This is a genomic window from Ruegeria sp. YTSC106 (assembly GCF_059609765.1).
Window position 1 is genome coordinate 45,919 of the sequence record NZ_JBXWMI010000002.1, and the last position, 25,227, is coordinate 71,145.

General features: G+C 55.7%; 29 protein-coding genes and 1 tRNA gene. 13 read left to right on the top strand and 17 right to left on the bottom strand.

The features are described from left to right. Positions 1-5 precede the first annotated feature (5 nt). Both phoB and AC2FEB_RS02425 read left to right on the top strand, forming a co-directional pair. A complete protein-coding gene (gene phoB, locus AC2FEB_RS02420; protein WP_117868961.1) occupies positions 6-695 on the top strand; it encodes a phosphate regulon transcriptional regulator PhoB in 690 nt (229 codons plus the stop codon). A 190-nt stretch (positions 696-885) separates the two neighbouring features. Then, positions 886-1,653 carry an SDR family oxidoreductase gene (locus tag AC2FEB_RS02425; RefSeq protein ID WP_117868962.1) on the top strand — a complete coding sequence of 256 codons (768 nt, stop codon included), beginning with the start codon at positions 886-888 and terminating at the stop codon, positions 1,651-1,653. Here the strand turns inward: AC2FEB_RS02425 and AC2FEB_RS02430 are convergent. Both AC2FEB_RS02430 and AC2FEB_RS02435 read right to left on the bottom strand, forming a co-directional pair. Further along, on the bottom strand, positions 1,650-2,519 hold the full coding sequence (locus AC2FEB_RS02430; RefSeq protein ID WP_496673283.1) for an acyl-CoA thioesterase: 870 nt from the start codon (positions 2,517-2,519) through the stop codon (positions 1,650-1,652). The two genes, AC2FEB_RS02425 and AC2FEB_RS02430, sit on opposite strands and share 4 nt — an antisense overlap. A 51-nt stretch (positions 2,520-2,570) precedes the next feature. Beyond that, complete coding sequence (locus AC2FEB_RS02435) at positions 2,571-3,803, bottom strand: serine hydrolase domain-containing protein (protein ID WP_496673281.1); 1,233 nt, start codon at positions 3,801-3,803, stop codon at positions 2,571-2,573. A gap of 262 nt (positions 3,804-4,065) precedes the next feature. On the opposite strand from AC2FEB_RS02435, the gene AC2FEB_RS02440 reads away from it, so the two are divergent. Further along, positions 4,066-4,632, top strand: coding sequence for a 2-hydroxychromene-2-carboxylate isomerase (locus tag AC2FEB_RS02440; protein WP_496883828.1), 567 nt, complete (start codon positions 4,066-4,068; stop codon positions 4,630-4,632). A 28-nt stretch (positions 4,633-4,660) separates the two neighbouring features. On the opposite strand, the gene AC2FEB_RS02445 is transcribed toward AC2FEB_RS02440, so the two are convergent. Then, complete coding sequence (locus AC2FEB_RS02445) at positions 4,661-5,479, bottom strand: SDR family oxidoreductase (protein WP_496883829.1); 819 nt, start codon at positions 5,477-5,479, stop codon at positions 4,661-4,663. A 459-nt stretch (positions 5,480-5,938) separates the two neighbouring features. Here AC2FEB_RS02445 and aroQ point away from each other — a divergent pair, with 459 nt between their 5' ends. Next, positions 5,939-6,388, top strand: coding sequence for a type II 3-dehydroquinate dehydratase (gene aroQ, locus AC2FEB_RS02450; protein ID WP_496673274.1), 450 nt, complete (start codon positions 5,939-5,941; stop codon positions 6,386-6,388). After that, a complete protein-coding gene (locus tag AC2FEB_RS02455) occupies positions 6,385-7,140 on the top strand; it encodes an autoinducer binding domain-containing protein (protein WP_117868967.1) in 756 nt (251 codons plus the stop codon). The genes aroQ and AC2FEB_RS02455 overlap by 4 nt, the downstream gene beginning before the upstream one ends. 367 nt (positions 7,141-7,507) lie before the next feature. On the opposite strand, the gene tsf is transcribed toward AC2FEB_RS02455, so the two are convergent. From tsf to AC2FEB_RS02480, 5 genes are all read right to left on the bottom strand, one after another. Then, the gene (gene tsf / locus AC2FEB_RS02460) at positions 7,508-8,383 is read right to left on the bottom strand and encodes a translation elongation factor Ts (protein WP_117868968.1); all 876 of its coding nucleotides are present in this window, start codon (positions 8,381-8,383) and stop codon (positions 7,508-7,510) included. A gap of 76 nt (positions 8,384-8,459) precedes the next feature. Then, the gene (gene rpsB, locus AC2FEB_RS02465) at positions 8,460-9,260 is read right to left on the bottom strand and encodes a 30S ribosomal protein S2 (RefSeq protein WP_117868969.1); all 801 of its coding nucleotides are present in this window, start codon (positions 9,258-9,260) and stop codon (positions 8,460-8,462) included. Between the two features lie 165 nt (positions 9,261-9,425). Continuing rightward, a complete protein-coding gene (olsA, locus tag AC2FEB_RS02470) occupies positions 9,426-10,280 on the bottom strand; it encodes a lyso-ornithine lipid O-acyltransferase (protein ID WP_496673270.1) in 855 nt (284 codons plus the stop codon). Next, positions 10,267-11,022, bottom strand: a complete 756-nt coding sequence (gene olsB / locus AC2FEB_RS02475; protein WP_496673267.1) for an L-ornithine N(alpha)-acyltransferase — start codon at positions 11,020-11,022, stop codon at positions 10,267-10,269. The genes olsA and olsB overlap by 14 nt, the downstream gene beginning before the upstream one ends. Before the next feature lie 108 nt (positions 11,023-11,130). Next, positions 11,131-11,313, bottom strand: coding sequence for a DUF3553 domain-containing protein (locus AC2FEB_RS02480; RefSeq protein WP_050602459.1), 183 nt, complete (start codon positions 11,311-11,313; stop codon positions 11,131-11,133). A 43-nt stretch (positions 11,314-11,356) separates the two neighbouring features. On the opposite strand from AC2FEB_RS02480, the gene AC2FEB_RS02485 reads away from it, so the two are divergent. Next, positions 11,357-11,953: a histidine phosphotransferase family protein gene (locus AC2FEB_RS02485; protein WP_496673264.1), complete on the top strand. Its 597-nt coding sequence runs from the start codon at positions 11,357-11,359 to the stop codon at positions 11,951-11,953. Here the strand turns inward: AC2FEB_RS02485 and AC2FEB_RS02490 are convergent. From AC2FEB_RS02490 to AC2FEB_RS02530, 9 genes are all read right to left on the bottom strand, one after another. Then, positions 11,950-13,212, bottom strand: a complete 1,263-nt coding sequence (locus tag AC2FEB_RS02490) for a glutamate-5-semialdehyde dehydrogenase (RefSeq protein WP_496673261.1) — start codon at positions 13,210-13,212, stop codon at positions 11,950-11,952. The genes AC2FEB_RS02485 and AC2FEB_RS02490 overlap by 4 nt on opposite strands. A gap of 33 nt (positions 13,213-13,245) precedes the next feature. Then, on the bottom strand, positions 13,246-14,352 hold the full coding sequence (proB, locus tag AC2FEB_RS02495; protein ID WP_496673258.1) for a glutamate 5-kinase: 1,107 nt from the start codon (positions 14,350-14,352) through the stop codon (positions 13,246-13,248). Continuing rightward, positions 14,340-15,374, bottom strand: coding sequence for a GTPase ObgE (gene obgE / locus AC2FEB_RS02500; protein ID WP_299897080.1), 1,035 nt, complete (start codon positions 15,372-15,374; stop codon positions 14,340-14,342). Before obgE ends, proB begins: the two co-directional genes overlap by 13 nt. A 37-nt stretch (positions 15,375-15,411) precedes the next feature. Continuing rightward, positions 15,412-15,948, bottom strand: coding sequence for a GNAT family N-acetyltransferase (locus tag AC2FEB_RS02505; RefSeq protein WP_299897077.1), 537 nt, complete (start codon positions 15,946-15,948; stop codon positions 15,412-15,414). Next, positions 15,945-16,553: a LysE family translocator gene (locus AC2FEB_RS02510; RefSeq protein ID WP_496673254.1), complete on the bottom strand. Its 609-nt coding sequence runs from the start codon at positions 16,551-16,553 to the stop codon at positions 15,945-15,947. The genes AC2FEB_RS02505 and AC2FEB_RS02510 overlap by 4 nt, the downstream gene beginning before the upstream one ends. A 95-nt stretch (positions 16,554-16,648) precedes the next feature. Beyond that, on the bottom strand, positions 16,649-16,918 hold the full coding sequence (gene rpmA, locus AC2FEB_RS02515; protein WP_039535512.1) for a 50S ribosomal protein L27: 270 nt from the start codon (positions 16,916-16,918) through the stop codon (positions 16,649-16,651). A gap of 11 nt (positions 16,919-16,929) precedes the next feature. Further along, positions 16,930-17,538: a 50S ribosomal protein L21 gene (locus tag AC2FEB_RS02520; protein WP_117868979.1), complete on the bottom strand. Its 609-nt coding sequence runs from the start codon at positions 17,536-17,538 to the stop codon at positions 16,930-16,932. 211 nt (positions 17,539-17,749) lie between these two features. Next, positions 17,750-18,550 carry a DUF2059 domain-containing protein gene (locus AC2FEB_RS02525; protein ID WP_496673250.1) on the bottom strand — a complete coding sequence of 267 codons (801 nt, stop codon included), beginning with the start codon at positions 18,548-18,550 and terminating at the stop codon, positions 17,750-17,752. Continuing rightward, positions 18,550-19,392 (bottom strand): DUF2059 domain-containing protein, encoded by an 843-nt coding sequence (locus AC2FEB_RS02530; protein ID WP_496673247.1) that lies wholly within the window; start codon positions 19,390-19,392, stop codon positions 18,550-18,552. Before AC2FEB_RS02530 ends, AC2FEB_RS02525 begins: the two co-directional genes overlap by 1 nt. A 123-nt stretch (positions 19,393-19,515) precedes the next feature. Here AC2FEB_RS02530 and AC2FEB_RS02535 point away from each other — a divergent pair. The 7 genes from AC2FEB_RS02535 to AC2FEB_RS02565 all read left to right on the top strand — a co-directional run bounded on the left by AC2FEB_RS02535 (position 19,516) and on the right by AC2FEB_RS02565 (position 25,223). After that, positions 19,516-19,605: transfer RNA gene (locus tag AC2FEB_RS02535), tRNA-Ser, on the top strand. 250 nt (positions 19,606-19,855) lie between these two features. After that, complete coding sequence (locus AC2FEB_RS02540; RefSeq protein ID WP_496673158.1) at positions 19,856-20,413, top strand: hypothetical protein; 558 nt, start codon at positions 19,856-19,858, stop codon at positions 20,411-20,413. 198 nt (positions 20,414-20,611) lie between these two features. After that, positions 20,612-21,640, top strand: a complete 1,029-nt coding sequence (locus tag AC2FEB_RS02545; protein ID WP_496673155.1) for an alcohol dehydrogenase catalytic domain-containing protein — start codon at positions 20,612-20,614, stop codon at positions 21,638-21,640. Between the two features lie 75 nt (positions 21,641-21,715). After that, positions 21,716-22,591, top strand: coding sequence for a branched-chain amino acid ABC transporter permease (locus AC2FEB_RS02550; protein ID WP_299897000.1), 876 nt, complete (start codon positions 21,716-21,718; stop codon positions 22,589-22,591). A gap of 3 nt (positions 22,592-22,594) precedes the next feature. Then, positions 22,595-23,692 (top strand): branched-chain amino acid ABC transporter permease, encoded by a 1,098-nt coding sequence (locus tag AC2FEB_RS02555; protein ID WP_496673152.1) that lies wholly within the window; start codon positions 22,595-22,597, stop codon positions 23,690-23,692. Next, a complete protein-coding gene (locus AC2FEB_RS02560) occupies positions 23,689-24,453 on the top strand; it encodes an ABC transporter ATP-binding protein (protein ID WP_496673149.1) in 765 nt (254 codons plus the stop codon). The genes AC2FEB_RS02555 and AC2FEB_RS02560 overlap by 4 nt, the downstream gene beginning before the upstream one ends. Beyond that, a complete protein-coding gene (locus AC2FEB_RS02565; protein ID WP_496673146.1) occupies positions 24,450-25,223 on the top strand; it encodes an ABC transporter ATP-binding protein in 774 nt (257 codons plus the stop codon). The genes AC2FEB_RS02560 and AC2FEB_RS02565 overlap by 4 nt, the downstream gene beginning before the upstream one ends. Positions 25,224-25,227 lie beyond the last annotated feature (4 nt).

Sequence of the window (25,227 nt, forward strand, 5' to 3'; positions counted from 1 at the left end):
GTGAGATGTCCGCAGATCAACCTACCGTTCTGGTTGTAGAGGATGAAATGGCTCAGCGTGAAGTTCTGGCCTACAATCTTGAAGCTGAAGGATTTCGGGTCTCCAAGGCTGCCAACGGTGATGAGGCCATGCTGTTGGTTGACGAAGACAGTCCGGACATCATCGTTCTGGACTGGATGATGCCCAATCTGAGTGGCATAGAGGTCTGTCGTCGTCTGAAAAGCCGCCCGGATACACGTTCAATCCCGATTATCATGCTGTCGGCCCGGTCCGAGGAAGTGGACAAGGTTCGCGGTCTTGAAACCGGGGCGGATGATTACGTGGTCAAGCCGTATTCAGTGGTCGAGTTGATGGCACGCGTTCGCACGCAATTGCGCCGCGTCCGTCCCACGACTGTTGGTTTGCGCCTCGAGTTCGATGACATCGTTCTTGATTCCGAAACACACAAAGTCAGCCGGGACAACAAACCCCTGAAGCTCGGGCCGACCGAATTCCGGCTTCTCAGCACATTTATGGAAAAGCCGGGCAGGGTCTGGAGCCGCGAGCAATTGCTGGACCGGGTTTGGGGCCGCGACATCTATGTCGATACCCGAACCGTCGATGTACATATCGGGCGTTTGCGCAAAGCTCTGACGCAATATGGTGGGAATGACCCAGTGCGAACCGTTCGTGGCGCAGGATACGCGTTGGGGTAGCTACTTGGTGTGGGCTTATAACGTGCAAACCATTTGAATTTTGACAGGAGACGTATTTAATTTGTGAATCCACCATGCTTCAGCAGAAAGACGTATAATCGGTATTATGGTTAAAGTTGTCGACTTGTAACTTGTCTGCAAAGTGAACACTCTGGCCAGACCACGCAAGTTACTTGTTTTGGAACGTGCTATGCAGATCAGAAATAAAACTGTCGTTGTTACCGGCGCCGCTGATGGTATTGGCAAGGGTTTGGCGGAACGCTTTGCACAAGAAGGTGCGCGTGTCATCTGCTCGGATATAGACAAAGCCGGAGCGCATGCGGTCGCAAACAAAATTGATGGCGTTGCATTCACTTGTGACGTTTCCAGCGAAGATCAGATCAGGACGTTGATCGATTTCACCGAAAACACTGTTGGCCCAATTGATCTGTTCTGCGCAAATGCCGGTATCCTGACTATTGGCGGTCTGGATGTTCCGGACGATCAATGGGAAAAGATTTGGAAAATCAACGTGATGTCGCACGTGTGGACCGCGCGACATCTGGTGCCTCGCATGATCGGTCGCGGCGGCGGTTATATTATGACAACGGCGTCTGCAGCGGGATTGCTGAACCAACCAGGTGCAGCGCCATACGGTGTCACGAAACATGCAGCGGTCGGATTTGCTGAGTGGCTGTCGCTGACCTATGGCGCCAAAGGTCTGCGGGTTTCGGTTCTTTGTCCTCAGGCGGTTCGGTCGAAGATGACTGAGGGACACGAGGTTTCAGTAGCATCGATCGACGGAATGCTGGAGCCCGAAGACGTCGCGGAAGCCTGCGTTCAAGCCATCCGATCCGAACGGTTTCTGGTTCTTCCACATCCGCAGGTTCTGGATTATTTGCGGCTCAAAGCGGCTGATTACGACCGCTGGCTGGGCGGAATGTGTAAATTGAATCAAATATTTACGCCGGATATTTAACGTTTTCTCTGAGCCTTCCGCATAAGACCTTCCTGAGCCACCGACGCGACAAGGGTTCCGTCTTCCGAGTAGATCGACCCACGATTGAAACTGCGTCCCTGCCCCGTCCATGGGGAATCCATCACATACAGATGCCAGTTCTGAAATTTCACGGGTGCATGAAACCACAGAGCGTGATCCAGGCTGGCGCCGTTGAACTCTCCGGAAAACCAGCTCAGCCCGTGAGGTCGCAAACCCGACGACATGAGGTTCATATCTGACGCATAGGCCAAAAGAAGATGTTGAGTTTTCGCGTCCGCAGACGCGGCAGCCGCCATGCGAAACCAAGTTTTGTTGTGGTCGTCCGACACTTCGGGGTTGAACGGATCCAGATGATCCACCTCCCGGACTTCGATCGGGCGTTCACGCAGAAGTTCACTGCGAAATCCTTCAGGCACGCGATCAACGTATGCTTGTCGAAGTTCGGAGCGGGATGGGTATGTCTGGGGTGGATTCACAGTTGGCATCGGATGCTGATGCTCCCAACCTTCATCCTGAACGTGAAAGGATGCCGACATGTTCAGGATCTGTTTGCCATTCTGAATTGCGACGACGCGGCGGGTAGTGAACGAACCTCCGTCACGCGCTCTATCCACCTGATAAATAACGGGCTTCTCCGGGTCTCCGGGTCGGATGAAATAGGCGTGCAGGGAATGGCACAACCGGTCATCTACGGTTCTGTATGCAGCGGCCAAGGCCTGCGCAATGACCTGACCGCCGAAAATCCGGGTTGGTGTTTCTCCACCCGATCCCGTGCCGCGGAAAAGGTCGACCTCAAGCCGTTCAATATCCAGAAGATCCAGTAAGATGCGTTCCGCTTCGGTCATTATTTGCTCTCAGGCTAATTACTCGAGACCCGGGTATCAGCCCGAGCAAGATCATTCAATCATGGCGGCGTGCACCAATGCCTTGAGTTCAGCACGGGATGGATAGGAACTGGACGGCGACAATTGAGTAAAGAACACAGCCGTCAGGTCGTTCTCCAGGTCGTTCCAGAAATAGGTCGAGGCCATGCCACCCCAACTGAAATCACCAACTGATCCGGGCACACGCACCCGACCCGGATTCAGAACAATCGATCCGGCAAGGCCAAATCCCATGCCTTCCATGGGTTGTTCCGCAAAGCTCTTTGGACCCATCGAGGCGATATCACCCGGCAAGTGGTTACGCATCATGAAGTCCACTGTTCTTGGACCAAGCAATTGATGGCCATTTCCGGCCCCTCGATTACGTAGCATCTCGACGAATTTGGCATAGTCGTCGATTGTGGACACCAACCCACTGCCACCTGAAAAGGTCGTCGCGTTCTCGAATGGCGAGCCCTCGTGAGAATCGATCAATCGTAGTGTATCGCTTCCTTGGTCGAGCGAGTTCAACGCCATCGCGTCGCCGACCAGCGGCGTGTAAAGGGATGCGAACCGGTCCCCTGCCCCGGCTGGTACTGAAAACCCGGTTTCGCCCATCCCGAGGGGAGCCAAAATTTCCTGCCGGAAGAATTGATCCAAAGCCTGTCCCGAGACGACCTCGACAACGCGTCCAATCACGTCGGTTCCGACAGAGTATTCCCACTGTGTTCCGGGTTGGAATGCCAATGGTAACTCTGCCAGTTCACATACGAGATCTCTCAGAGGCCCTTGATCTGGTTTGAAGATTAGCCCCTTTTCATCCATCGCGTCCGGTAGAATTCCGGGATTGAACGGATAGCTGAGACCACTGGTGTGGGTGAGTAACTGATGTAGAGTTGGGGGTGCTGCGTCTTCGGTTTGATCCAGCTTTTCTGCGCCGGGCACCAGAGCCTGTATCTGTTTAAACTCGGGAAGGAAATCGGACAGAGGCGCGTCGAGGTGAAACAGTCCACGTTCCGCCAACATCATCAAAGCAACAGAAGTGACGGGTTTGGTCATCGAGTAAATGCGCGCCAGCGTGTCGCGTTGGAACGGCAGATTGTCCTCAACACTGCGTAGACCGCTCGAGTGGAAAAAAACCTCATCTCCCTTGTGCTTTAGCAAAATGGACGAACCTGCATATTTACGCTGCTCTACATAGCTGTCCATCCAGGTGCAAAGCCGGCTAAGCCGCGTTTGATCGAACATGACTTGTTTTTGAAGCATTTTTTTGAGTTCCGCCAGTTGTTGACCAATATCGTGCATGCGTGGGGCCTGAAACAACAGCAGATCCCGGGCTGAATTAAACGGTTAAATAAGCAGAGCCAAGAGGCACGTCCTTCATCCAAGTGATACAGTGAAACCGATACAGATTCGCTTGTAAATTTTTGGATGGGGTCATGCCGGACCGGCCTGGAGGGACATCATGACGCAAAACATAGATTTCGTTTACGATTTTTGCAGCCCAAATGCCTTTCTGGCCCACAAGATGCTGCCAGAGCTGGCGGCGCGGCATAGTGCCAAGATCAATTATACCCCAGTCCTTCTGCCTGTTGTTTTCAAAGCCACGCACAACCAGAGCCCATTTCAGGCGTTTTCTGAGAACCGTCAGAAAACCGCTTATCTTACCCATGACCTGCATAGGTTCGCGCGACGTCGCGGGCTGAGCTTCCATATGAGCCCGCATTTTCCGATAAATACAAAATTCGCGATGCGTGGCGCCCATTTCGCCAGAGGAAAATCATGGGAAATCCGATATATAAGCGCCGTTTTTGATGCGATTTGGGTGCATGGACAAAAAGCTGACGAGTTGGCCGTTCTCGTCGATATTCTGCAAGAAAACGAACTGCCGGTTCGCAAGCTGCGCGAAGCCATGACGAGTCCTGAAATCAAACAGAACTTGAAGGATCAGACCAAAGCGTTTGTTCGTCGGGGCGTTTTTGGTGTTCCCAGCCTGTTTTACGGATCCGAAATGTTCTTTGGCAAAAACAGCTTGCCGAACCTGGAAATTGAGCTGTCGAGAAACAAGAAGCGAAGTAAAACCAATGCGTTGTGAAAGGTCTTGGTTTCAAACGCAGCCTCCCTCAAAAGGCGTCAGCGAAGATATTGCCTGACGTTACAACGTTGATCCCACCTGAAACCGGGATAACCGAACCGGTGACATAACTGCCGCCGCGCCCGCATAAAAACAGCATACACCCCGCTATATCTTCATCACAGCCAACACGCCCAAGAGGCACTGACTTACCGACCTTTTCGCGCTTGCCCTCGTCCGCTGTCGCAAAGGCTGTCATCCGCGAAACGAACGGTCCCGGAGCCAGCGCATTGACCGTCACGTGGTAAGGCGACAATTCCTTGGCCAGGATTCTGGTTAGATGCAGAACAGCGGCCTTCGAGGCTGAATAGCTATAGGCGCCATCCCCCATGGGAACCTCTCCCATCACAGAGCCGACGTTTACAACTCTCGCCGGATCGTCTGCTGTGCCAGACTCCATCAACATCGGCAGTAGCCTCTGGGTTAGCTCGAATACTCCGGCCACGTTGACCGACATCACCTTTTCCCAGGCGTCATGCGGAAACTGCCCCAAGGGAGCACCCCAGGTCACACCGGAGTTATTCATCAGAATATCAAGAGTTTCAGTGCGTTTCTGAATGTCCGAAACCAGTTTGGCGATGCTGGCCTCGCTGCCGATGTCTCCGGCAAATCCTTCGGCACTTCCGGGTGCTTTCAGCGCATTCAACTCGGCGGCGGCCGCGATACATGCGTCCCCGTTTCGGGAGGTAATCAAAACACGTGCACCGGCCCTGACCAATGCTTCAGCGGCCATTCGCCCGATACCCGTGGCGCCGCCAGTTACCAATGCGGTTTTGCCGGGCAACGAGAAAAGGGTATCCGGTGTCATTGTCATGCTCCTCAATCAAGTCTGGTTTTGTCTGCATTCTGACCCGGTTCGAAGGCCTGTTGCCGACACGGCAATCTACCGTTCACTGCATTGGCACGAACCCGGGTTGCACAAAAAATTTTACACAACAATCTACAGTCTCATCGGAGACGGTTTGCAAGTATTACTCAGCGTCGCGCAGGGCCGCCCGAAAATCCTGGAAAGACCCTAGTTGCCGAACCTGAAATCGATCAAAGAGAACCTGAAAACCTGTTTTCCCGCCAATGGAAGACCAAGAGAAAAAGCATGGCCCACGTTCACAGGGATACACGGTGTTTTCGGGTGGGATGTTTGAACTCAGTTTTTTCGACCATCACGAGTTCTGTTTTCTGAGCAACTGACCGGATGCAATCCGGCAGTGTCAGGTAGACAACCCGGCCTTTTCGTGTCTATGAACCATAGTATGGGGATAGTGAAAACATGCATAACGTCTTGGTATTGAATGGCCCAAACCTCAATCTGCTTGGTACACGGCAGCCCGAGGTTTACGGCGACACAACATTGCACATGATCGAGGACCGCTGCGTTCAGCATGGGGCGTCGATAGGGCTGGATGTAACGCATCTGCAATCCAATCACGAAGGTGTGCTACTTGACGCTATTCATGCGGCCCGTGGTGTGCAAAGCGGCTTGATACTGAACGCAGGGGCGTTCACGCATACGTCGATTGCCCTCATGGATGCCATTGCATCAGTAGAGTTACCGGTTGTCGAAGTGCATCTCTCCAATATTCATGCCCGAGAAGCCTTCCGGCACAGGTCCTATGTAGCCTCTGTTGCATTGGGTCAGATCTGTGGTTTCGGTGCCCAAAGCTATATTCTGGCGCTGGACGCGCTCGCGGCTCATCTGAAAGCAGGCAACTCGACATGAAGCTCAAGGAATATCTTCAGTTTGTCAGCTACGCTAAGACCCTGGAAGACCTGTGGGATGCACATTGCCGCCAGATGGGTGAATTCGGATTTTCCCGCCTGATCTATGGCCATACGCAATACAGGACGGAGACGTCTCTGGGCGATCCCGAAGATTTCGTAATTCTGACAAACCACAAACGGGCCTATGTCGACGGTTTCATCAAGGATGGGCTTTATTTTCATGCCCCGATGTTGAAGTGGGCGTTGGACAATGAAGGCGCTGCCAGCTGGAAAATGCTGCAAGACATGAACTCGGGCGGAACGATGACCGCGAAGGAGCGCGAAGTTTTCGATTTCAACAAGTCCATGGGTGTGGTTTCTGGCTATACCGTCAGCTTCAACTCAGTTTCCATGCGCTCGAAGGGAGCGATTTCTCTGGCTGCTGCCAATGGGCTAAGCCAGGAAGACGTGGATGCGGTCTGGGAAGAACACGGCGACGACATTCTACTTATGAACAATGTCGCCCACCTGAAAATACTGACATTGCCGTTCCATCCGCCAAACCGAGCACTGACCAAGCGACAACGCGAAGCGTTGCAGTGGGTCGGAGACGGGAAAACCACTCAGGATATCGCGCTGTTGATGGGACTGACATCTGCAACTGTAGAAAAGCATCTGCGACTCGCGCGAGAGGCTCTCTCGGTCGAAACGACGGCGCAGGCGGTTCTCAAGGCGTCTCTGCACAATCAGATGTTCATTATGGAAGTATAACCGCAATATTTTGACGCTATCCCGCGTCAGTTTACCTTAGGTAAGGAAATCACTACTTTTCAAATCAAACCTAAAAGTTGCAAAGTGAGAGTGTTCCGTGAGTGGTGGCTTTAGCCAGGGAACATTGGGTTGGATCTTTGCAATAACAAAGCTCTCCGATCACTCTGACAAGGGGGCGCTTATTTGTCCGCGTGCCGGTGTCGGAAATTTTGGGGGGCCTCGACCATCCCCATCATGCGGGGCCCTCCAATTCTTCTATAGATCGCTGGGGTATTCTGTTTGCCAACAGCAAAAGAAAAAGGGTCACGCCATGCGTAACCCTTTAATTTTATTGGAAAATGCCGCTTTCGGCAATTTCCTGTGCCACTTAGCCTTGAGCGGCCTTGGCGACCTCGGCTGCGAAGTCTTCTTTCTCAACCACGATACCTTCGCCAACTTCCAGGCGGATAAAGCCGGTGATGGTCGCGCCGGCCTCCTTGGCCGCTGCTTCGACGGTCAGGTCAGGGTTCACGACAAACTGCTGGTTCAGCAGAGTCGATTCCGCGACGAATTTCTTCATACGACCTTCGATCATCTTTTCGATCACCTGCTCCGGCTTGCCGGATTCGCGGGCGATGTCCATCTGGACCTGCTTTTCTTTCTCGACAACTGCCGGGTCCATGTCCGCTTCGGACAGGGCCGCCGGGTTCACGGCTGCGATGTGCATTGCAACCTGTTTGCCGATTGCTTCGTCGCCACCGGTCAAAGCAACCAGAACGCCGATTTTTCCCATGCCATTGGTGGCCGCATTGTGGACGTAGGACACAACGGTGTCGCCCGACAGTTTGGCCATGCGGCGCACCGACATGTTCTCGCCAATCGTGGCGATCTTGTCGGTCAGGGTGTCTGCAACGGTTTTGCCGCCCAGATCAGCTGCCAGCAGCTCTTCTACGTTGTCTACGCCTTCAGCCGCGTAAGCAATCTTGCCGACCATTTCCTGGAATTCCGCGTTTTTCGCGACAAAGTCGGTTTCTGAGTTCACTTCGACAGCAACACCGTTGCCATCGTTGACGTGCACTGCAACCAGACCCTCTGCTGCGGTACGGCCGGATTTCTTGGCCGCTTTGGCCAGACCCTTGGTACGCAGCCAATCAACGGCTTCGTCCATGTTTCCGCCGGTTTCGGTCAGCGCCTTTTTTGCGTCCATCATGCCTGCGCCGGTCGAGTCGCGCAGTTCTTTAACCATTGCTGCTGTGATTGCCATCTCTTGGCTCTCCTCAATTCAAACGGAATTGGGGCAGGTCTACCCTGCCCCATATGTCATTTACGTGACGGGCAGCTTACGCTTCGGCTTTCGCTTCCGGAGCGGCTTCTTCTGCGGGTGCTTCTTCCACAACGGCTTCCTCAACCGGCGCTTCTTCGAATGCACCCAGGTCAACACCTGCTGCGCCCATCTGAGCGGTCATACCGTCCAGAGCCGCGCGTGCGGCCAAATCGCAGTACAGAGAGATTGCGCGGGCTGCGTCGTCGTTACCGGGGATGATGTAGTCGACACCGTCGGGTGAGCAGTTGGTGTCGACAACAGCCACAACCGGGATACCCAGTTTGTTGGCTTCGGCGATGGCCAGTGCTTCTTTCTTGACGTCGATGACGAACAGCAGATCAGGAACGCCGCCCATCTCACGGATACCGCCCAGCGATGCCTGCAGTTTGCCCTGGTCACGTTCCATGCCCAGACGCTCTTTCTTGGTCAGGCCTTCGGCGCCCGATTCCATTGCTTCGTCGATCTGGTTCAGACGGTTGATCGACTGGGAAACGGTTTTCCAGTTGGTCAACGTGCCACCCAGCCAACGGTGGTTCATGTAGTACTGAGCCGACTTTTCTGCAGCCTCTGCAATCGGCTGAGCTGCCTGACGCTTGGTACCAACGAACAGAACGCGGCCACCTTTTGCAACGGTGTCACGAACGGCCTGCAGAGCTTGGTCCAGCATCGGAACAGTCTGGGTCAGGTCCATGATGTGGATACCGTTGCGCGAGCCGTAGATGAACGGGCCCATGCGGGGATTCCAACGCTGTGTCTGGTGACCAAAGTGAACGCCAGCTTCCAGCAGCTGACGCATGGTGAACTCGGGAAGAGCCATGCTATTTTCCTTTTCCGGTTTACGCCTCGGCGGGGGTGAAAGAAGCGGATGCTCCAACCGGCGGGCCAGATAGGGATGTCTCCCCTACAAAGCCCAAACCCCGCCTGCGGGTTTGAATGGCGCGCGTATACGGCAGGTTTGGACGCAGTGCAAGGGTCAATGCCCTTATTTTTCAAGCCGCGCCAATGCATGAGCGTGGCGCACCGCCGCTTCGCAATGGGCCGCCAGTTCCTTGCGGTTGGCGAAGTCCCTGACCCGGGCCGGCGAATGATAGATCAGTTCAACGGATCCTTGTCTGCGCGCACCCAAAGTCTTGAGCAGGTGCGGCGCGAAATCCATATCGCCCCACCAGCCATAGAAACGGTCAGGCTGACCTTTCGGTGCGTGGAACACCACCGAAACCGGTTGAACATACATGAAATCACGCAATTCTTCTGAAAAGAACGCGGCAAAGAGTGTTGTTTTAAAAGGTAAAACACGCAACCCGTCGGTCGAGGTGCCCTCGGGGAAGAACAACAATTTGTGTCCGGCCTTGAGTCGTTCTTCGAAGATCGCCGTCTGCTCGCGCGCCTTTTTGCGATCCCGCTCGATGAATAAGGTCCCGGTGGCCCGCGCCAACCATCCGATACCCGGCCAGTTTGCAACTTCTGCCTTGGACACGAAGTAGACTCTCTTGCGGGCGTTCAAGGCAAAGATATCCAGCCAGGATGTGTGGTTGGCGACAACTGCACCGTGCTCCTTCATCAACGCGCCCGAGCAGTGAAATCCAATTCCAAGGATGCGAAGCGCGTTTCGGCAGACGAACTGGCTGATAAAAGGTGTAACGGGGCGGTGAACGCCAAAAAACGGCAACTCGATCAGTCGAATGGCCAACAGAACAAGCAGACCGCCGAACACAAGGATGGCCAAAGGCAATCCCCTCAGTATAACGAGTATCCAACCGACAAAACCCAGTTCGATTGGGTCCGGCGCTTCCTCACTGTTCCAAAGCGGATCATTCACCGATTCAAGCTCCGCCATAGATGCGCTTCTGCCGCTCGTTCATACGGGTCGTATCTAGGATCAGGCACACATCGGTGGTGTTGAAGTCGTGATCGATGAACGCCCCCTCGCCGACGAAACCGCCGAGCCTCAGATAGGCTTTGATCAGGGCTGGAACCTGCACCATGGCGCTGCGACGATCCAATGCGTCCGGTGCGACAAGATCCATGGTCTGAAACACGCTCGGCTGAGCCCTCACCCGCAGGTCTGGCGGCGCCAGATGATTGTTATGCAGCATGGACAATGGCTGGGCCAGTTCCTGCACATCCGTGCCATGAAAACTGGCGACACCGAACAGGATTTCGATCTCACGCTCGGCCACATACCTAGAGAGACCATTCCAGAGATGATACATCGCCGTACCGCCCCGGTAGTCCCTGTGCAGGCACGACCGGCCCAGTTCCAAGAGCTTGCGGCCACTTTGCTTGAGAACGGTCAGATCGTATTCGTCTTCGGAATAAAATTGACCCAATTCTGCCGCACGATCGCCCGGTAACAGCCTGTAAACGCCTACGACTTCCCCTGTCGCATCATCAAGGGCCAGCAAGTGATCGAAGTAAGGATCAAACCGGTCACGTTCCAACCCAGTCACATGATCGATCAGCTCGCCCCCGCCGCCGAGTTCACGCACGAACACGTCATAGCGTAACCGCTGCGCGGCGTGCAGTTCGTCTTGAGTTTCCGCCAATTTGATCGTGAACGAGGGGCCAGCGTCCGGCATGTCTGACTTATCGATCCTATGTTGTCATCGCGGCTGATACCCCAGTTCTTCAGGGGAAGGCAACAAGTGGGCATCTGGCCTTTTCTGTTAACTCTTCTTAAACCAGTTTCACGGATCAAAGACCGGCATCAAGGCGATGCGCGTTCCGTCGATTACCACTTTCCCCTGCTCGCGAAAGTTCACGGTGATCTTGCCTGCGATGTTGGACTGAACCTGTCCGACACCCCATTCGGGGAAATCCGGGTGGCGAACAAACATGCCCGGTGCAAGAATAGCATTCATGTCTGTCATTTGGGGCTTCCGGTTCCTGCGACAGATACCGCAGGAGGTACGCATGGGCAACACGAACGTCAACCTGGCTGAATTGATCGGCTCCCGAATCTGCCACGATCTGATCAGCCCGATCGGTGCCATCACCAACGGGCTGCAACTGTTGGACATGGTTGGCGCGGTGCAGGGCCCCGAGATGGAGCTGATCTCGGGCAGCGTCGGCAGCGCTGGTGCGCGCATCCGTTTTTTCAGGGTTGCCTTTGGATCAGCAGGAGAACAACCGCTGGGGCGAGCCGAAGTGACTGAACTGCTCAAGGATATGGAACGCACCGGACGGGTACGGGTCATTTGGAATCTGAAGGAACCCGTGCCGCGAAATCAGGTCAAACTGGCCTTTTTGGGAATCATGTGCTGCGAAAGCGCCATGCCACTGGGCGGAACGGTCGAAATAAAAACCCAAGATGAAAAATGGACGATCACCGGGACCGCAGACAAACTGAATGTGGATGCTGAACTGTGGAAACACGTTGCAACCGGTCGGTTCCCCAACAAGATTACACCTGCGCAGGTCCAGTTCGCTCTGCTGCCCGAAACGGCAAATGCAATGGGTCGGCGCGTTTCAGTCGAAACCGCTGCGACCCGCGTTTTGCTGCGCTTTTAGTCCCGGGTCGTTCCGTTCCCGCGCACCAGGTATTTGAAACTGGTCAACTGGGCGGCCCCCACCGGGCCGCGGGCATGCATTTTGCCCGTGGCGATTCCGATCTCGGCGCCCATCCCGAATTCACCACCATCGGCGAACTGAGTCGAAGCGTTGTGCATCAGGATCGCGCTATCGAGGCGCTCAAAAAAACGGGCCGCAGCAGCACCGTCCTCGGTCATGATACAATCGGTATGGTTTGATCCGTATCGCTGGATATGCGCAATGGCTGCGTCGATATCAGCGACAGGCTTGGCCGCGATAACACTGTCCAGAAATTCTTTTCCCCAATCCTCAGCCGTTGCGGAAACTGTACCCTCAACCGCAAGTATGTCGTCGGCGTGAACCTCAACACCAGCATTCACGAGCGCGGCGATCACGTCACGCCCCAGCGTTTCGGCGATGTCCTGATGGATCAGCAAGCATTCGGCAGCGCCGCAGATGCCGGTGCGACGGGTTTTGGCGTTCAGCACCACGTCCAACGTTTTCTGCGGATCAGCCGCCTTGTCGACATAGATGTGCACGATACCTTCAAGATGCGCAAAGACAGGCACACGAGCCTCACGCTGCACAAGGCCCACCAACCCCTTGCCTCCGCGCGGAACGATGACGTCGACATAGTCGGTCAGGGTCAGCAACTCCTGCACCGCCACGCGGTCACGTGTCGGCACCAGCTGAATCGCATCTTCCGGCAGATCGGCGGCCTTCAGCCCTTCTACCAAGCAGGCATGAATCGCGGTCGAAGAATGAAAGCTCTCGGAGCCGCCCCGCAGGATGACAGCATTTCCGGATTTCAGACACAACGCGCCTGCGTCAGCGGTTACATTCGGGCGGCTTTCGTAGATCACGCCGATCACACCCAGCGGGGTGCGCACGCGCTGGATATTCAATCCTGTCGGGCGGTCCCATTCGGCCAGCACTTCGCCCACCGGATCGGTCTGATCAGCCACCGCGCGCAAACCATCGACCATGCCCTGAACACGCGTCTCATCCAGCATAAGGCGATCCATCATCGCCGGACTCAGGCCCTTCTCACGGCCAAACTCCAGATCCTTCTGGTTGGCTTCGATGATCTGCCCGCGATTGGCCCAAACCGCGTCGGCTGCCGCAATCAGAGCGGCATGCTTTCGTTCGGCGCTGGCAAAAGCCAGTTCACGTGATGCCGCCTTGGCACGTTTCCCAAGATCGGCCATCAGAGCTGGAATGCTGTCAAAGTCTTTCATGTCGCGTGCCTCTCAGGTCGTCTTATTCGATGGTTACAGGGCCAGATCATCCCGGTGGATCAGGGCAGCGCGGCCGGGGTAGCCCAGCGTGGCCTCGATCTCGGAAGACTTACGCCCCTTGATCGCGCCCGCCTCCTGCGCGGTATAACGGCTGATACCCTGCCCCAGTCGGCGCGCTTTTGGGTCAAGGATCGAAACGGGGTCGCCGCGCCCGAAATCACCAGTCACTTCGACAATACCCGCGGGCAGCAAGCTTTTGCCATTGGCCAGCGCGTTGGCAGCCCCTTCATCGACAGTGATCTCACCACGCGGTTTCATGGCTGAAATCCAACGCTTGCGCGCTGCATGCGGGTCCAACGTTGCGGTGAACCACGTACAGCTTGAACCATTCTCCAGCCTTTTCAGAGGGTTCAAGGTCGATCCTTCAGTGATCGCCATCGCACAACCGCCCGCGGCGGCCATTTGGGCAGCCAGCAGTTTTGTCTTCATTCCGCCCTTTGACAAACCAGAGCCCGCATCACCCGCCATGGCTTCGATTTCGGGCGTGATCCGATCTATGGTTTCGAACCGGGTAGCCGAAGCATCTTCATTCGGGTTGCCGGAATAGAAGCCATCAACATCTGACAGAAGGATCAGCTGATCCGCGCCGACCGTTACCGCGATTTGCGCGGCCAGACGGTCATTGTCACCATACCGGATCTCATCCGTTGCCACTGTATCATTTTCATTGACGATCGGCACGACACCAAGGCCAAGTAATGTTTCCAGAGTCGCGCGCGAGTTCAGGTATCTGCGGCGATTCTCGCTGTCCTCCAGCGTCACCAAAACCTGCGCCGTGGTGATTCCATGTGGTGCTAACGCTTCTTCATAGGCGCGTGCCAGACGAATTTGTCCAACGGCAGCGGCAGCCTGCGATTTTTCCAAAGGTAAAGCCGCTGTGGGCAGACCCAGAACACCGCGCCCCAGCGCGATCGACCCCGACGAGACCAGAATAACATCCGTCCCTTGCCGTTTGAGCCAGTCCACGTCCTGCGCCAGCGTATGCAGCCAATCGGAACGAAGCAAACCTGTATCCCGATCGACCAGCAGAGCAGAGCCGATTTTGACGACCAGGCGACGCGCTGAGGTCAGGGCTGCCAAGGCTGCGCCTCCTCAGCGGGTTTCTGGCGAACACGGTTGTCATCAATCTGGCCGCGCAACGCGCGCAGAACCTCGGTTACACCTTGATGAGCAACGCCGGACATCGTCATCACGGGGCCGCCAACGGCCTCTTCCAGTTCGGCTTTGGCCAGATCACGTTCTTCATCATCCAGCGCATCAACCTTGTTCAGGACGGTGATCCGGGGTTTCTCGGCCAGTTCACCACCATAGGCTTCAAGCTCGTGGATAATCGTGCGGTAATCATCGGCAACCGTTTCCGACGTTCCATCGACAAGATGCAGAAGCACAGCACAGCGCTCAACATGACCAAGGAAGCGATCTCCGATCCCGCGTCCTTCATGGGCGCCTTCGATCAGGCCGGGGATGTCGGCCACGACGAATTCCGCATTGTCGACGCCCACCACTCCCAGATTAGGGTGTAGCGTGGTAAACGGGTAATCCGCAATCTTGGGCCGCGCGTTGGACGTAGCTGCAAGAAAGGTCGATTTTCCCGCGTTTGGCATACCCAGCAAGCCCACATCGGCGATCAGCTTGAGACGCAGCCAAATCGTACGATCAATGCCTGCCTGCCCCGGATTTGCACGGCGGGGCGCCTGATTGGTGGCGGATTTGAAGTGCAGGTTGCCGAAACCGCCATTGCCGCCCTTGGCCAGCAGAACGCGCTGGCCCACTTCGGTCAGATCGCAGATGACCGTTTCCTCGTCTTCGTCCAGAATCTCGGTGCCGACAGGCACGCGCAAGACAATGTCATCACCGTCCTTGCCGGTACGTTGCTGCCCCCTGCCCGGCTGGCCGTTCTTGGCGAAGAAATGCTGTTGATAGCGGAAGTCGATCAGGGTGTTCAGCCCGTCCACAACTTCGACCCAGACGGAACCGCCCTTACCACCGTCCCCCCCATCAGGGCCGCCGTATTCGATGTACTTTTCGCGCCGAAAGCTGACGCAGCCGCCACCTCCGGCCCCGGACCGGATGTAGACCTTTGCAAGATCGAGAAATTTCATGTGTGTCCCCTACTGCAAAGGCCCCATCGGCCACAAGTTAGAGTTTTTTACTGTACGTCCAGGTGGGCACATTCGCATCACGCGCCACCGAATAGCTTTCTGCATCGCCAAGATACTGGAACCCGCAATGGGTCAGAACCCGGGCAGAGGCCGGATTGTCCTGGAACACGCTGGCAAACATGGTCGCGTTCTCCAGCGGGTTGGCATTCACCAGCGCTTCGACAGCCATAGAGGCAATGCCGGTATTCCAATAGATCGGCGCAACCCAATAGCCGACTTCTGACTGATTCCGATCCAGCCGTTTCAGCGTGATCAGACCAATCAGCTCCGGGCCACCATCCTTGGTGGCATCCATGACCCAGACATCCTCGTCCCGGTCTTCAGCCATTGAGCGCGTGACAAACGCTTCGGTCGAGCCTGGGGCCAAAGGATGTGCAATACTGGTTGTCATGCGTGCCACACGCTCATCACCGGCATAATGCTCGATCAGCCCCATATCCGACCGACGCAAAGGGCGCAGATCGAACCGCTCGGTTTCTATGACCGGCTGATTTATTATTGCTTCAAGTTTCATGGGTGTGTTCCTCCTCCGAACAACACGAAAAGTACGGACGCAACCGTAAGACCCGCCAACGTCCACATCAGATACTTTTCAACTGGCCGTCCTTCAACCGCGTGGGCAATTCTATCGCCCGCAAAAGTCCAGATCGGATGAAGAACCACCTGACAAAACAACAAACAAAGAGCGATCGTAATCGTCGCTTCAAAACTGGGCGTGCCCGCGGCCACAAACCCGGTGAAACCGGCAATGATCATGGCCCAGGCTTTGGGATTGAGCGGATGAACAATCAATCCCGCCAGAAAGCCGGGGGCCCTCCCCTCGGACTGTTGTCGCGACAACCGCGTGTTGGCAATTTTCCACGCCAACCACATGATATAGGCCGCTGACGCGTATTTAAGTACCGTAAACACCTCAGGTGCCTGATCCGCGAGATGCAGTAACCCAAAACCAATCGGCCAAATGATCAACTGCTTCCCCAGAATCACCCCCCCGACAAAAGGTAATGCTGCCCGAAAGCCATAGCGCGCACCCGTTCCCAACAGGACCATGTTGGCCGGTCCCGGCGTGCCGACCTGGCTGGCGGCAAAAATCAGGAAACTGGTGGTTGCGACTGTCATCGGTTTGATTGATCACGACTGCGTTAGAACGAAAAAGGGACCGGCACTTTGTGCCGGTCCCCCATGAATTTTTCTTAAACCTTCTGGGTTTCGGCTTACTCTGCGGCCTCCGCCACTGGCAGGACCGAAATGAAGGTGCGGTTTTTAAGTCCTTTATGGAACTTAACGGCGCCATCGGTGGTTGCGAAGATGGTGTGGTCCTTGCCCATACCTACGCCTTCGCCCGGCCAGAACTTGGTGCCGCGCTGACGCACGATGATGTTACCTGCGATAGCGGCCTGGCCACCATACAGTTTCACGCCAAGGCGACGACCAGCTGAGTCGCGACCGTTACGGGAGGAACCGCCAGCTTTTTTATGTGCCATTCTCTCTCTCCTTAGCCTTTGGCCAGTTCTTTGGCCTGCTCAACCCATTCGGGCTTCACTTTGACCGTTTCGATAGCAGCAATCTGCTCATCCGACAAGGCGGCCAGAGCGGCAAAGCTTTCGATACCGGCCTCGTTCAGCTTCTTGGCAGCGGCTGGGCCGACGCCAGTCAGCGCGGTCAGATCGTCCGCAGCAGCAGAGGGTGTATCGGCTTTGGCTTCAGCTTTCTTTACAGGCTTTGCCGCCGGAGCAGAGTCGCCTGCCGGAGCGGATCCGGTTGCAGCCTTGATGCCCGACTTGTCAGCGCCCGACGCAAGAATGTCGGTGATCTTGACCAGAGTCAGTTTCTGACGGTGGCCAACGGTACGCTTCGAGCTGTGCTTACGACGGCGCTTGACGAACTTGATGACCTTGTCACCTTTGACCTGTTCGATCACTTCGGCCTGTACGCCTGCGCCTTCAACGAAAGGTGCGCCAACAACCGGAGCGTCACCGCCCAGCATCAGAACATCGTTGAATTGAACTTTTTCTCCTGCGTCGGCAGCCAGTTTTTCAACGCGGAGCATATCGCCCGCCTGAACCTTGTACTGCTTGCCGCCAGTCTTGAGGACCGCAAACATGCGTCTTTCCTTTTCATATCCGCGTTCTGTGGTCCCCTGAACCGGGTGTTGCTGGCCTAAGCCACCTCGAACAGCGAGCCCTTTTCGGGCTGTGTGAATGACCCTGTGACGATGTCGAATGGGTCAAATAATAACGATACCCGGCGCGGAAAACCGGCCGGGATGCGCGCTTATCTATAGAACGTCGGAAAAAGTCAACACCAAAGCGATGTCAAAGATCAGACGCTCTGAGCGTCTGGGCAACCGCCCGCCCCATCCGGAACGAGATGTCGTTGAACATGCGGTCAAAACCGTCGAACAACGCCTCATTCAGGGCGCGACCCGTTTCGGTTCTGGAAAACGCGATATTCTCGCGCATCTGGGTCTCGTCCAAAGGCCGGTAAGCCATCAGCAGAAAAGAATACAGCCACGCCTCGGTTTCGGCGGCGCGGCTCGTTTTCTGAGAAAGAAGCTCGGCCAGCAATTCCTGATCGTCGCCTTGCGCGTCAACATCGAGACCCTGAAAGAAGCTGTAGTCTGAACTCAGAGCCCCCTGAACGTTCTTGTCGATAAGGTCATTTGCCTGAATGTACTCATCGACCAACTCAAAGCGAGTCGTGTTTCGTTTGACGGAATCGTATGCTTCACGGGCCATGTCCTCTATGGCTTGGTCTGACATCGCCTGCCGGGCCGAGTTTTCCAGCGCCACAATCGTCTGACCGAGATCGCTTTCGAAAAACAAGATCGCCTGATCAAGCTGCGCATCAGACAAACCTGCTTCAAACGCATCCGTCAGTTGTTTTTGCATCCAATCCGGATCGTAAATGTCCCTGACCTGCGCTTCAAAGAACGCTCCGCCAGTCTTGTCCAACAACGTTTCGTCAAGTTCCTCGCGGTGCACCTGCCCTTCCTGTACGAGAATTTCCATCACATGCGACAGGTGCATGGCCTGCGCCAGCCGGTCAACTTTTTGATCGGCCTGCAAGGGAACACCCCACAGAACAACTGCAATCGCCAAAAAAACGCGGCGCATCAAATATCCTGTGCAGGATGCAATTCGGCCATTCGGGCCGCAAGAACTTCGAACCGCATGGCCATGATTTCGTACTGGATTGCGTTCAGCAATTCATACACTTCCTGCATCAAGGGTTGTTCCAATGCTTCGACATAGGTAACGACATCCGCATCAGAAAAATCCTGATAGGTGTAAGCTGCCCCTGCAAGGCTGGACAGTTGGAGAGACTGGCGCATGCCGGATTCGTTCCGCTTCATCAGCGCACGCAATTCATCCGCATCCAGTTGCAGCTCGATGACACCTGATGCGCTGGCTGCCAGAAGGAAACGCACCTGAATCTCTTGCAGGGCCCGCACCGCGGTGCCGGTCGAATCGATGGCATTGTTCATGCGCTTGAAACTTTCGACCCGTTCCGATCCGTCCTTGATCAGGTCCGAGATGATCATTTGCCCTTCCAACTGTTTGGCTTCATCGTCCTCAAGCATATGCGAGGCGTTTTCGGCCTCTACCAGGCGCTGCCCCAGGTCGGATGCATAAAAGTCAACCGCATGCGTCAGGGCTTCATCACTCAGAGTTTTTTCCAGGATGGAAACTGCGGTCTCGTGCATGGCGCCGACCTCAAAGACTTCGTCTGCCAGACGGGCCCAGTCCGAGCCAAATCCCTCAGGGTCTATCCCCAGCATCTGAGGGGCGGACCTCGAGCTCAGCGCGATGCTTTCCAACGCTACGTTAAACCCGGTTGTCGTCAGAAAAGCCTCAATCCGGTCCCGGTTGGCAGCGGAAAGTTCCAATGGGATAAGTACAAGCGCAAAAAGCGGGGCCAGAAACCAAAAGGCAAAGCGGCGTACAAACTGTGTCATACTTATCAGACTAGGCGTTTTATGCCTGCTGGCAACGGAAAAACCCGGGTTTCGTAAATTCCCGAATTTTCTGCTTGCACCCCTGCCCGTTCCTCACTAAATCCCCCCTTCACAGACCCCCGCGGAGAGGTGCCGGAGTGGTCGAACGGGGCGGTCTCGAAAACCGTTGTGGGTGCAAGCCCACCCAGGGTTCGAATCCCTGTCTCTCCGCCACACTGCCAATGCTGGCTTTTAGGTCAACCAGAGACTTCCCAAGGATTTACTTCTGCTGCTGCCATTCCCCGCGGATCGCTGCTCAATCCGGTCGCGGTGCCTTTGTGCAGGCATATTCTTGCCGCGTTTCGTCGGGCAATGAGCGTAGCCCGGCTTATACTCTATTCTGCTGAGAATTATTGGGAATTCCCCTTTGTTCCTGAGTTATTTTTAGCGCATCCCGGCGACACATTTTCCAAAGGAGACACACATGTCGCGTACTCTCATTCTTGCCATCGTCATCGCCGCAATTGGTGCTGGCGGGTATTTTTACCTGAAACAACCCGAACCCACACCCGCTGAACGTTTGGAAACCGCGGCAGAAGAAGCCGCCGAAGCGGTGACAGACGTGGCTTCCTCTGCTCAGGACGCTGCCTCTGACGCAGTCGATGCAGCGACCGAGAAAGCCGCTGAAGCAGCATCGTCATTGACGGACCAAGCAACTGAAGCGGCCTCTTCGGTGGCGGATCAGGCAAGCGAAGCGGCGTCATCCGTAGCGGATCAGGCCTCTGATGCCGCCCAGGAGGCTGGCGATCAGGTGGCAGCATTGGCCGGTCAGGGTCAGGAGTTGCTGAATTCATGGGTTCAGGAAGGCAAGCTGGACCCCACAAATTTCGATTATGAAGGCATTATGACATCCCTTCAGGAAAGCACTCTGGCCACTGATCTGAAGGATCAGGCGATCAAGATTGTAAATGATATCAAGGACTCACCTGAAACAATTGTTCAGAAGATTCAGGAACTGACCAACTTGTTGACCCAACAGTAAAGTGATTGAGGCCGATCCACGGGTCGGCCTTTCCCAAGGGCGCATCTGCGCTGCCCCTACGTTATGGCGTCGTCGAATTGACGTCCTTCGCGGCTTTTGATTGGCTGTGCCAGACAAACAGCCCGCATCTTACCCGTACTATTGGGGGCCTTCCAGATATGGTGCGGGCTTTGCTTTAGCCATTTCGAGGATGACCCGATGACCGACCTGCCCCAGACTATGTTCGCCGCAATCCTGAAACATGACGGGTACTCCGGCACGGCCACCGGACCGGCCATTGAAAATGCCGCTGGCTGGTTGGAAGAAGCAGAAGTTCCAACACCAAAACCCGGCCCCGGTCAGGTGCTAATCCGGTTGCGCGCAGCTTCGGTCAATCCGTCAGATTTGCACTTCATCAAAGGTGAATACGGACAGCCAAGGATCAAGGGTTCGCCCGCCGGATTTGAAGGTTGCGGAGACGTCGTCGCCGTCGGCAAGGGCGCCGAGGCCCTGCAAGGGCAACGCGTCGCGTTTGTCGCCGCCGGATCAGGGGCCTGGGCGGAATTTGTCGTTACACAGATGCAGATGTGCATCCCTCTGCGCCCTGATATCTCGGACGATGATGGGGCTGCTCAGATCGTTAATCCAATGACGGCGATGGCCATGGTGGATATGGCCAAAGCTGACGGCGATGCCTTTGTCGTATCAGCCGCGACCAGCCAATTGGGCAAGCTTATGTGCAGCCTTGGCCGCGATCTGGGGTTGAAGCCGATCGCTTTGGTGCGCCGGGCCGAGACGGTAGAGATGTTGAAAGACCTTGGTGCGGCCAAAGTGCTGGTGACAACCGATGAAGACGTTGTCACAAAGTTTGCGGATCTGAGCGCGCATCTGAAACCGCGCGTGTTTCTGGATGCCGTGACGGACCAGTTGTCTGAACAACTGTTCTGCGTAATGCCCAACCGGGCGCGCTGGATCAGTTATGGCAAGCTGTCAACCGAGGCGCCGACGCTGACTCAGACCGGTCAACTGATCTTTATGAGCAAGCGGATCGAAGGCTTCTGGCTGACGAACTGGATGATGTCGACCCCGCCCGCTGATCAGATGCGCGTCGTGGCCGAGGTTCAGGCCCGGTTTGCCGACGGGCGTTGGAAAACGGATGTTTCAGAACATCTTAGGCTGAAAAATCTTGTGCCAAATCTGGCAGATGCGCTGAAAAAGAGTGACGGCAAGGTGATTGTCACGCCATAGTAGAACAAACCTGCGTTACCGGACGACGGGCGCGGGCGGAACGCGACGCCGGCAAACCGGTCGAGGGAGGACAGCTTGGATAACGCACAGCTGCTGATCAGCGGACTGGCAAACGGATGTGTCTATGGCCTGATCGCGCTTGGCTTTGTTCTGATCTACAAGGCGACCGAGGCGGTGAATTTCGCCCAAGGTGATTTCATGATGCTGGGGGCCTTTGTGACCATCGGCCTGACCAACACCGAGTACATGGGTCTGCCGTTCTGGCTGGCCTTGCCGATGTCATTGGGGATCATGGGTGCATTGGGCTATCTTTTGGATCGCCTGATCATCCGACGTCTTTTTGGCGAAAGCCAGACCGCCGTTGTTATCCTGACCATCGCCCTTGGCTTTGTGATCCGCTTTGCGGCCGGGTTGATCTGGGGGCACGAACCGCAAACGCTGCAGAACCCGCTTGCGGGCAGAGAGGTGCGCTTTGGAGGCCTTGTGCTGGGTATGGAAGATGTTGCCGTAATCGTCGTGACCATCCTGCTGACATGGGGCCTTTACGTCTTTTTCAACCGCACCAAACTTGGCCTTGGGATGCAGGGGGCGTCGCAAAACCAGCTGGCAGCTTATTACATGGGCGTGCCTGTCAAGCGGGTCCAGGGATTCATCTGGGCGCTGGCCGGAGTCGTTGCGGGGATTGCGGGCATTCTGTTCGCCGCCAAGGGTGCGGTGGATCCGACAACCGGATTGCTGGGCATCAAGGCATTTGCCGCCGCCGTCATCGGCGGGTTCGGAAGCCTGCCCGGTGCGTTGGCTGGTGGACTTATAGTCGGGGTGATCGAACCTTTTGCCAGCCGCTATATCGCGGCGGGTTACAGCCAGATCGCGCCATACGCCCTGCTGCTTGCCGTGCTGATCTTTCGACCCAACGGGTTGTTCAGTCAGGTTCGGGTCAAAAAGGTCTGAGCCATGCGGATCGTCTTCAAAACAGGCTACATGCAGGATATCCATCCATGGAAAGACCGCTATCAGCTTGTCCTGTATCTGATCCTTCTGACAGTTGTTGCCGCAGCCCCCTGGTGGCTTGATGAGTTTTATCTGGGTGAGCTGACCAACGTCCTGATTTGGGCTATTGCCGGGTTGGGCCTGATGATCCTGACCGGGCACACGGGGCAAGTCAGTCTGGGCCACGCGGCCTTTCTGGCTTTTGGCTGCTATGCCAACGTTGCCCTGATCGAAGCAGGGGTGCCCTTTCTGGTAGCGTTCCCGCTGGCCGGCATTCTGACCGGGATAGCGGGCGTGACGGTCGCGATCCCTGCCCTGCGGCTGCACGGAATCTATCTGGCCATCTTCACTATGGCGCTTTCCATCCTGATGGATGACGTCATCGTACTGTCCGAACCTATCACCGGAGGCGTGGCGGGCAAATATGTCGGCGGGGTCGAAATCTTCGGCCATCTGGTTGACCGCTGGGGAACGCCCGATCAATTTTTCTGGCTGGTCCTGACCGTCGCCGTGCTGGTCACACTCGGATATATCAACCTGCTGCGCGCGCCTTTGGGGCGCAGCTTCATCGCGGTACGCGACTCTGAGGTTTCGGCCCAGGCGATGGGAATCGATATCGCGCGGACAAAGATGATCTCTTTCGCCCTGTCCTGTGCCGTTACGGGCTGGGCCGGGGCACTGATGGGGCTGTTTGCCGGAGCGTTCAACAACGAAACCTTCAGTGTTCTGATCTCGATCCAATTGTTGATGATGATCGTGATCGGTGGGCTTGGGTCGATCCACGGCGCGTTTCTGGGCGCGATCGTGATCGGGTTCCTGCCGCAGTTTTTGTCGATCTCAAAAGAATATGCCGGGGCCCTGTTCGGTGGCAATACGGTGGCCATTCCGGGATTGGAGTTCGGCATCTTCGGAATGATCCTGATCGCGTTCATCCTGTTCGAACCGATGGGGATTTACGGCCGCTGGCTTAAGATCCGTACATGGTTCGAATTGTTCCCGTTCTATCGAAAGGACATGTTCAAACGTCAAAAATCCTATCTCAAAACGGAACGTCTGAGATGAGCTTGCTGAAGTTTGAAAACGTCACTCTGAAATTCGGCGGTCTGACGGCGGTGGATGACCTGTCATTTGATGTTCGGGAAGGTGAGGTTTTTGCCATTGTCGGCCCAAACGGTGCGGGCAAGTCCACTGTTTTCAACCTGATTTCCCGGTTCTACGATCCTTTTGAAGGAGCGATCCAGTTTGACGGTCACGATCTGCTTCAGGTCAAGCCGTCCGGCGTCGCCGCCTATGGTGTTGCGCGGACCTTTCAGAATATCGAACTGTTCGAACACGCCACAGTTCTGCAAAACCTGCTGGTCGGGCGGCACCGCCACCGCAGGACAAACCTGATTTCCGAGATTCTGTTCACCCCTTCCGCAAAGCAACAGGAACTGGAAAACCGCGAGAAAGTCGAACGGATCATCGACTTTCTCGACCTGCAAGCCTATCGCGGCAAGATGATATCGGGGCTTCCCTACGGCGTACGCAAAGTGGTTGAAGTTGCCCGCGCTTTGGCAACCGACCCCAAATTGCTGCTGCTGGATGAGCCGGCCTCGGGGTTGTCCGTCGAAGAGACAACAGACATGCGTTGGTGGATCGATGATATCCGACGACAGATGGGTATCACCGTTTTGATGGTAGAACATGACATGGGGTTGGTCTCCGGCGTGTCAGACCGGGTTCTGGCCATGGCAGATGGTGCTAAACTGGCGCTTGGAAGCCCGGCCGAAGTTCAATCGCACCCGGCGGTGATTAAAGCTTATCTGGGGAAAGCCTCATGAGCCTGCCAATCCTGAAAATCCGAAATGTCGAAAGTTTTTATGGCCCGATAATGGCCATTCGCGGTGTTTCGCTGGACGTTCACGAAGGAACGATTGCCTCGATCCTTGGCGCAAATGGTGCAGGTAAAACGACATTGATGAAAACCGTCTCGGGTGTGATGGACCCGGAAAAGGGCACGATTACCTTTGATGGCGACGACATTCAGGGGGCTGAGCCGCATACAGTCGTCCAGCGCGGGATTGTGCATGTGCCCGAAGGGCGCGAGGTATTTCCTCTACTAACCGTCGATGAAAACCTGAGCCTCGGAGCGTATACTCGCTCGGACAAAGCGCAGATCGCCCAGGACCGCGACCTTGTTTTCAGTTATTTCCCTGTTCTGAAAGATCGCCGCACGCAAGAGGCCGGCACCCTGTCAGGTGGGCAACAACAGATGCTGGCGATCGGACGTGGGCTGATGGCCCGCCCCCGCATCATGCTGCTGGATGAACCGTCACTGGGTCTGTCGCCGCTACTGGTACAAGAGATATTCGGCATTCTGAAACGTCTGAACGAAGAACAGCATATGACAATGCTGCTGGTCGAGCAGAACGCCAATGCAGCATTGGAACTGGCGCATCATGGTTACGTGATGGAGGTTGGACGCATCGTCATGGACGGCGCTGCGGATGAGTTACTGAAGTCCGAGGATATCCAGAACTTCTATCTAGGCGTGCGGGAAGAAGGCGCGCGCGAAAACCGCCGGTGGAAACGCAAAAAGACGTGGAGGTAAGCAA

Bases quoted from the DNA above. Each gene is read 5' to 3' on its own strand.
- tsf (WP_117868968.1), bottom strand. From the start codon at position 8,383: ATGGCAATCACAGCAGCAATGGTTAAAGAACTGCGCGACTCGACCGGC.
- rpmA (WP_039535512.1), bottom strand. From the start codon at position 16,918: ATGGCACATAAAAAAGCTGGCGGTTCCTCCCGTAACGGTCGCGACTCA.
- AC2FEB_RS02485 (WP_496673264.1), top strand. From the start codon at position 11,357: ATGGGCAACACGAACGTCAACCTGGCTGAATTGATCGGCTCCCGAATC.
- olsA (WP_496673270.1), bottom strand. From the start codon at position 10,280: ATGGCGGAGCTTGAATCGGTGAATGATCCGCTTTGGAACAGTGAGGAA.
- AC2FEB_RS02545 (WP_496673155.1), top strand. From the start codon at position 20,612: ATGACCGACCTGCCCCAGACTATGTTCGCCGCAATCCTGAAACATGAC.
- AC2FEB_RS02565 (WP_496673146.1), top strand. From the start codon at position 24,450: ATGAGCCTGCCAATCCTGAAAATCCGAAATGTCGAAAGTTTTTATGGC.
- AC2FEB_RS02530 (WP_496673247.1), bottom strand. From the start codon at position 19,392: ATGACACAGTTTGTACGCCGCTTTGCCTTTTGGTTTCTGGCCCCGCTT.
- AC2FEB_RS02555 (WP_496673152.1), top strand. From the start codon at position 22,595: ATGCGGATCGTCTTCAAAACAGGCTACATGCAGGATATCCATCCATGG.
- AC2FEB_RS02430 (WP_496673283.1), bottom strand. From the start codon at position 2,519: ATGACCGAAGCGGAACGCATCTTACTGGATCTTCTGGATATTGAACGG.
- obgE (WP_299897080.1), bottom strand. From the start codon at position 15,374: ATGAAATTTCTCGATCTTGCAAAGGTCTACATCCGGTCCGGGGCCGGA.
- AC2FEB_RS02445 (WP_496883829.1), bottom strand. From the start codon at position 5,479: ATGACACCGGATACCCTTTTCTCGTTGCCCGGCAAAACCGCATTGGTA.
- AC2FEB_RS02425 (WP_117868962.1), top strand. From the start codon at position 886: ATGCAGATCAGAAATAAAACTGTCGTTGTTACCGGCGCCGCTGATGGT.
- olsB (WP_496673267.1), bottom strand. From the start codon at position 11,022: ATGCCGGACGCTGGCCCCTCGTTCACGATCAAATTGGCGGAAACTCAA.
- AC2FEB_RS02480 (WP_050602459.1), bottom strand. From the start codon at position 11,313: ATGACAGACATGAATGCTATTCTTGCACCGGGCATGTTTGTTCGCCAC.
- rpsB (WP_117868969.1), bottom strand. From the start codon at position 9,260: ATGGCTCTTCCCGAGTTCACCATGCGTCAGCTGCTGGAAGCTGGCGTT.
- AC2FEB_RS02440 (WP_496883828.1), top strand. From the start codon at position 4,066: ATGCTGCCAGAGCTGGCGGCGCGGCATAGTGCCAAGATCAATTATACC.
- aroQ (WP_496673274.1), top strand. From the start codon at position 5,939: ATGCATAACGTCTTGGTATTGAATGGCCCAAACCTCAATCTGCTTGGT.
- AC2FEB_RS02435 (WP_496673281.1), bottom strand. From the start codon at position 3,803: ATGCTTCAAAAACAAGTCATGTTCGATCAAACGCGGCTTAGCCGGCTT.
- AC2FEB_RS02540 (WP_496673158.1), top strand. From the start codon at position 19,856: ATGTCGCGTACTCTCATTCTTGCCATCGTCATCGCCGCAATTGGTGCT.
- AC2FEB_RS02510 (WP_496673254.1), bottom strand. From the start codon at position 16,553: ATGACAGTCGCAACCACCAGTTTCCTGATTTTTGCCGCCAGCCAGGTC.
- AC2FEB_RS02455 (WP_117868967.1), top strand. From the start codon at position 6,385: ATGAAGCTCAAGGAATATCTTCAGTTTGTCAGCTACGCTAAGACCCTG.
- phoB (WP_117868961.1), top strand. From the start codon at position 6: ATGTCCGCAGATCAACCTACCGTTCTGGTTGTAGAGGATGAAATGGCT.
- AC2FEB_RS02490 (WP_496673261.1), bottom strand. From the start codon at position 13,212: ATGAAAGACTTTGACAGCATTCCAGCTCTGATGGCCGATCTTGGGAAA.
- AC2FEB_RS02505 (WP_299897077.1), bottom strand. From the start codon at position 15,948: ATGAAACTTGAAGCAATAATAAATCAGCCGGTCATAGAAACCGAGCGG.
- AC2FEB_RS02525 (WP_496673250.1), bottom strand. From the start codon at position 18,550: ATGCGCCGCGTTTTTTTGGCGATTGCAGTTGTTCTGTGGGGTGTTCCC.
- AC2FEB_RS02520 (WP_117868979.1), bottom strand. From the start codon at position 17,538: ATGTTTGCGGTCCTCAAGACTGGCGGCAAGCAGTACAAGGTTCAGGCG.
- AC2FEB_RS02560 (WP_496673149.1), top strand. From the start codon at position 23,689: ATGAGCTTGCTGAAGTTTGAAAACGTCACTCTGAAATTCGGCGGTCTG.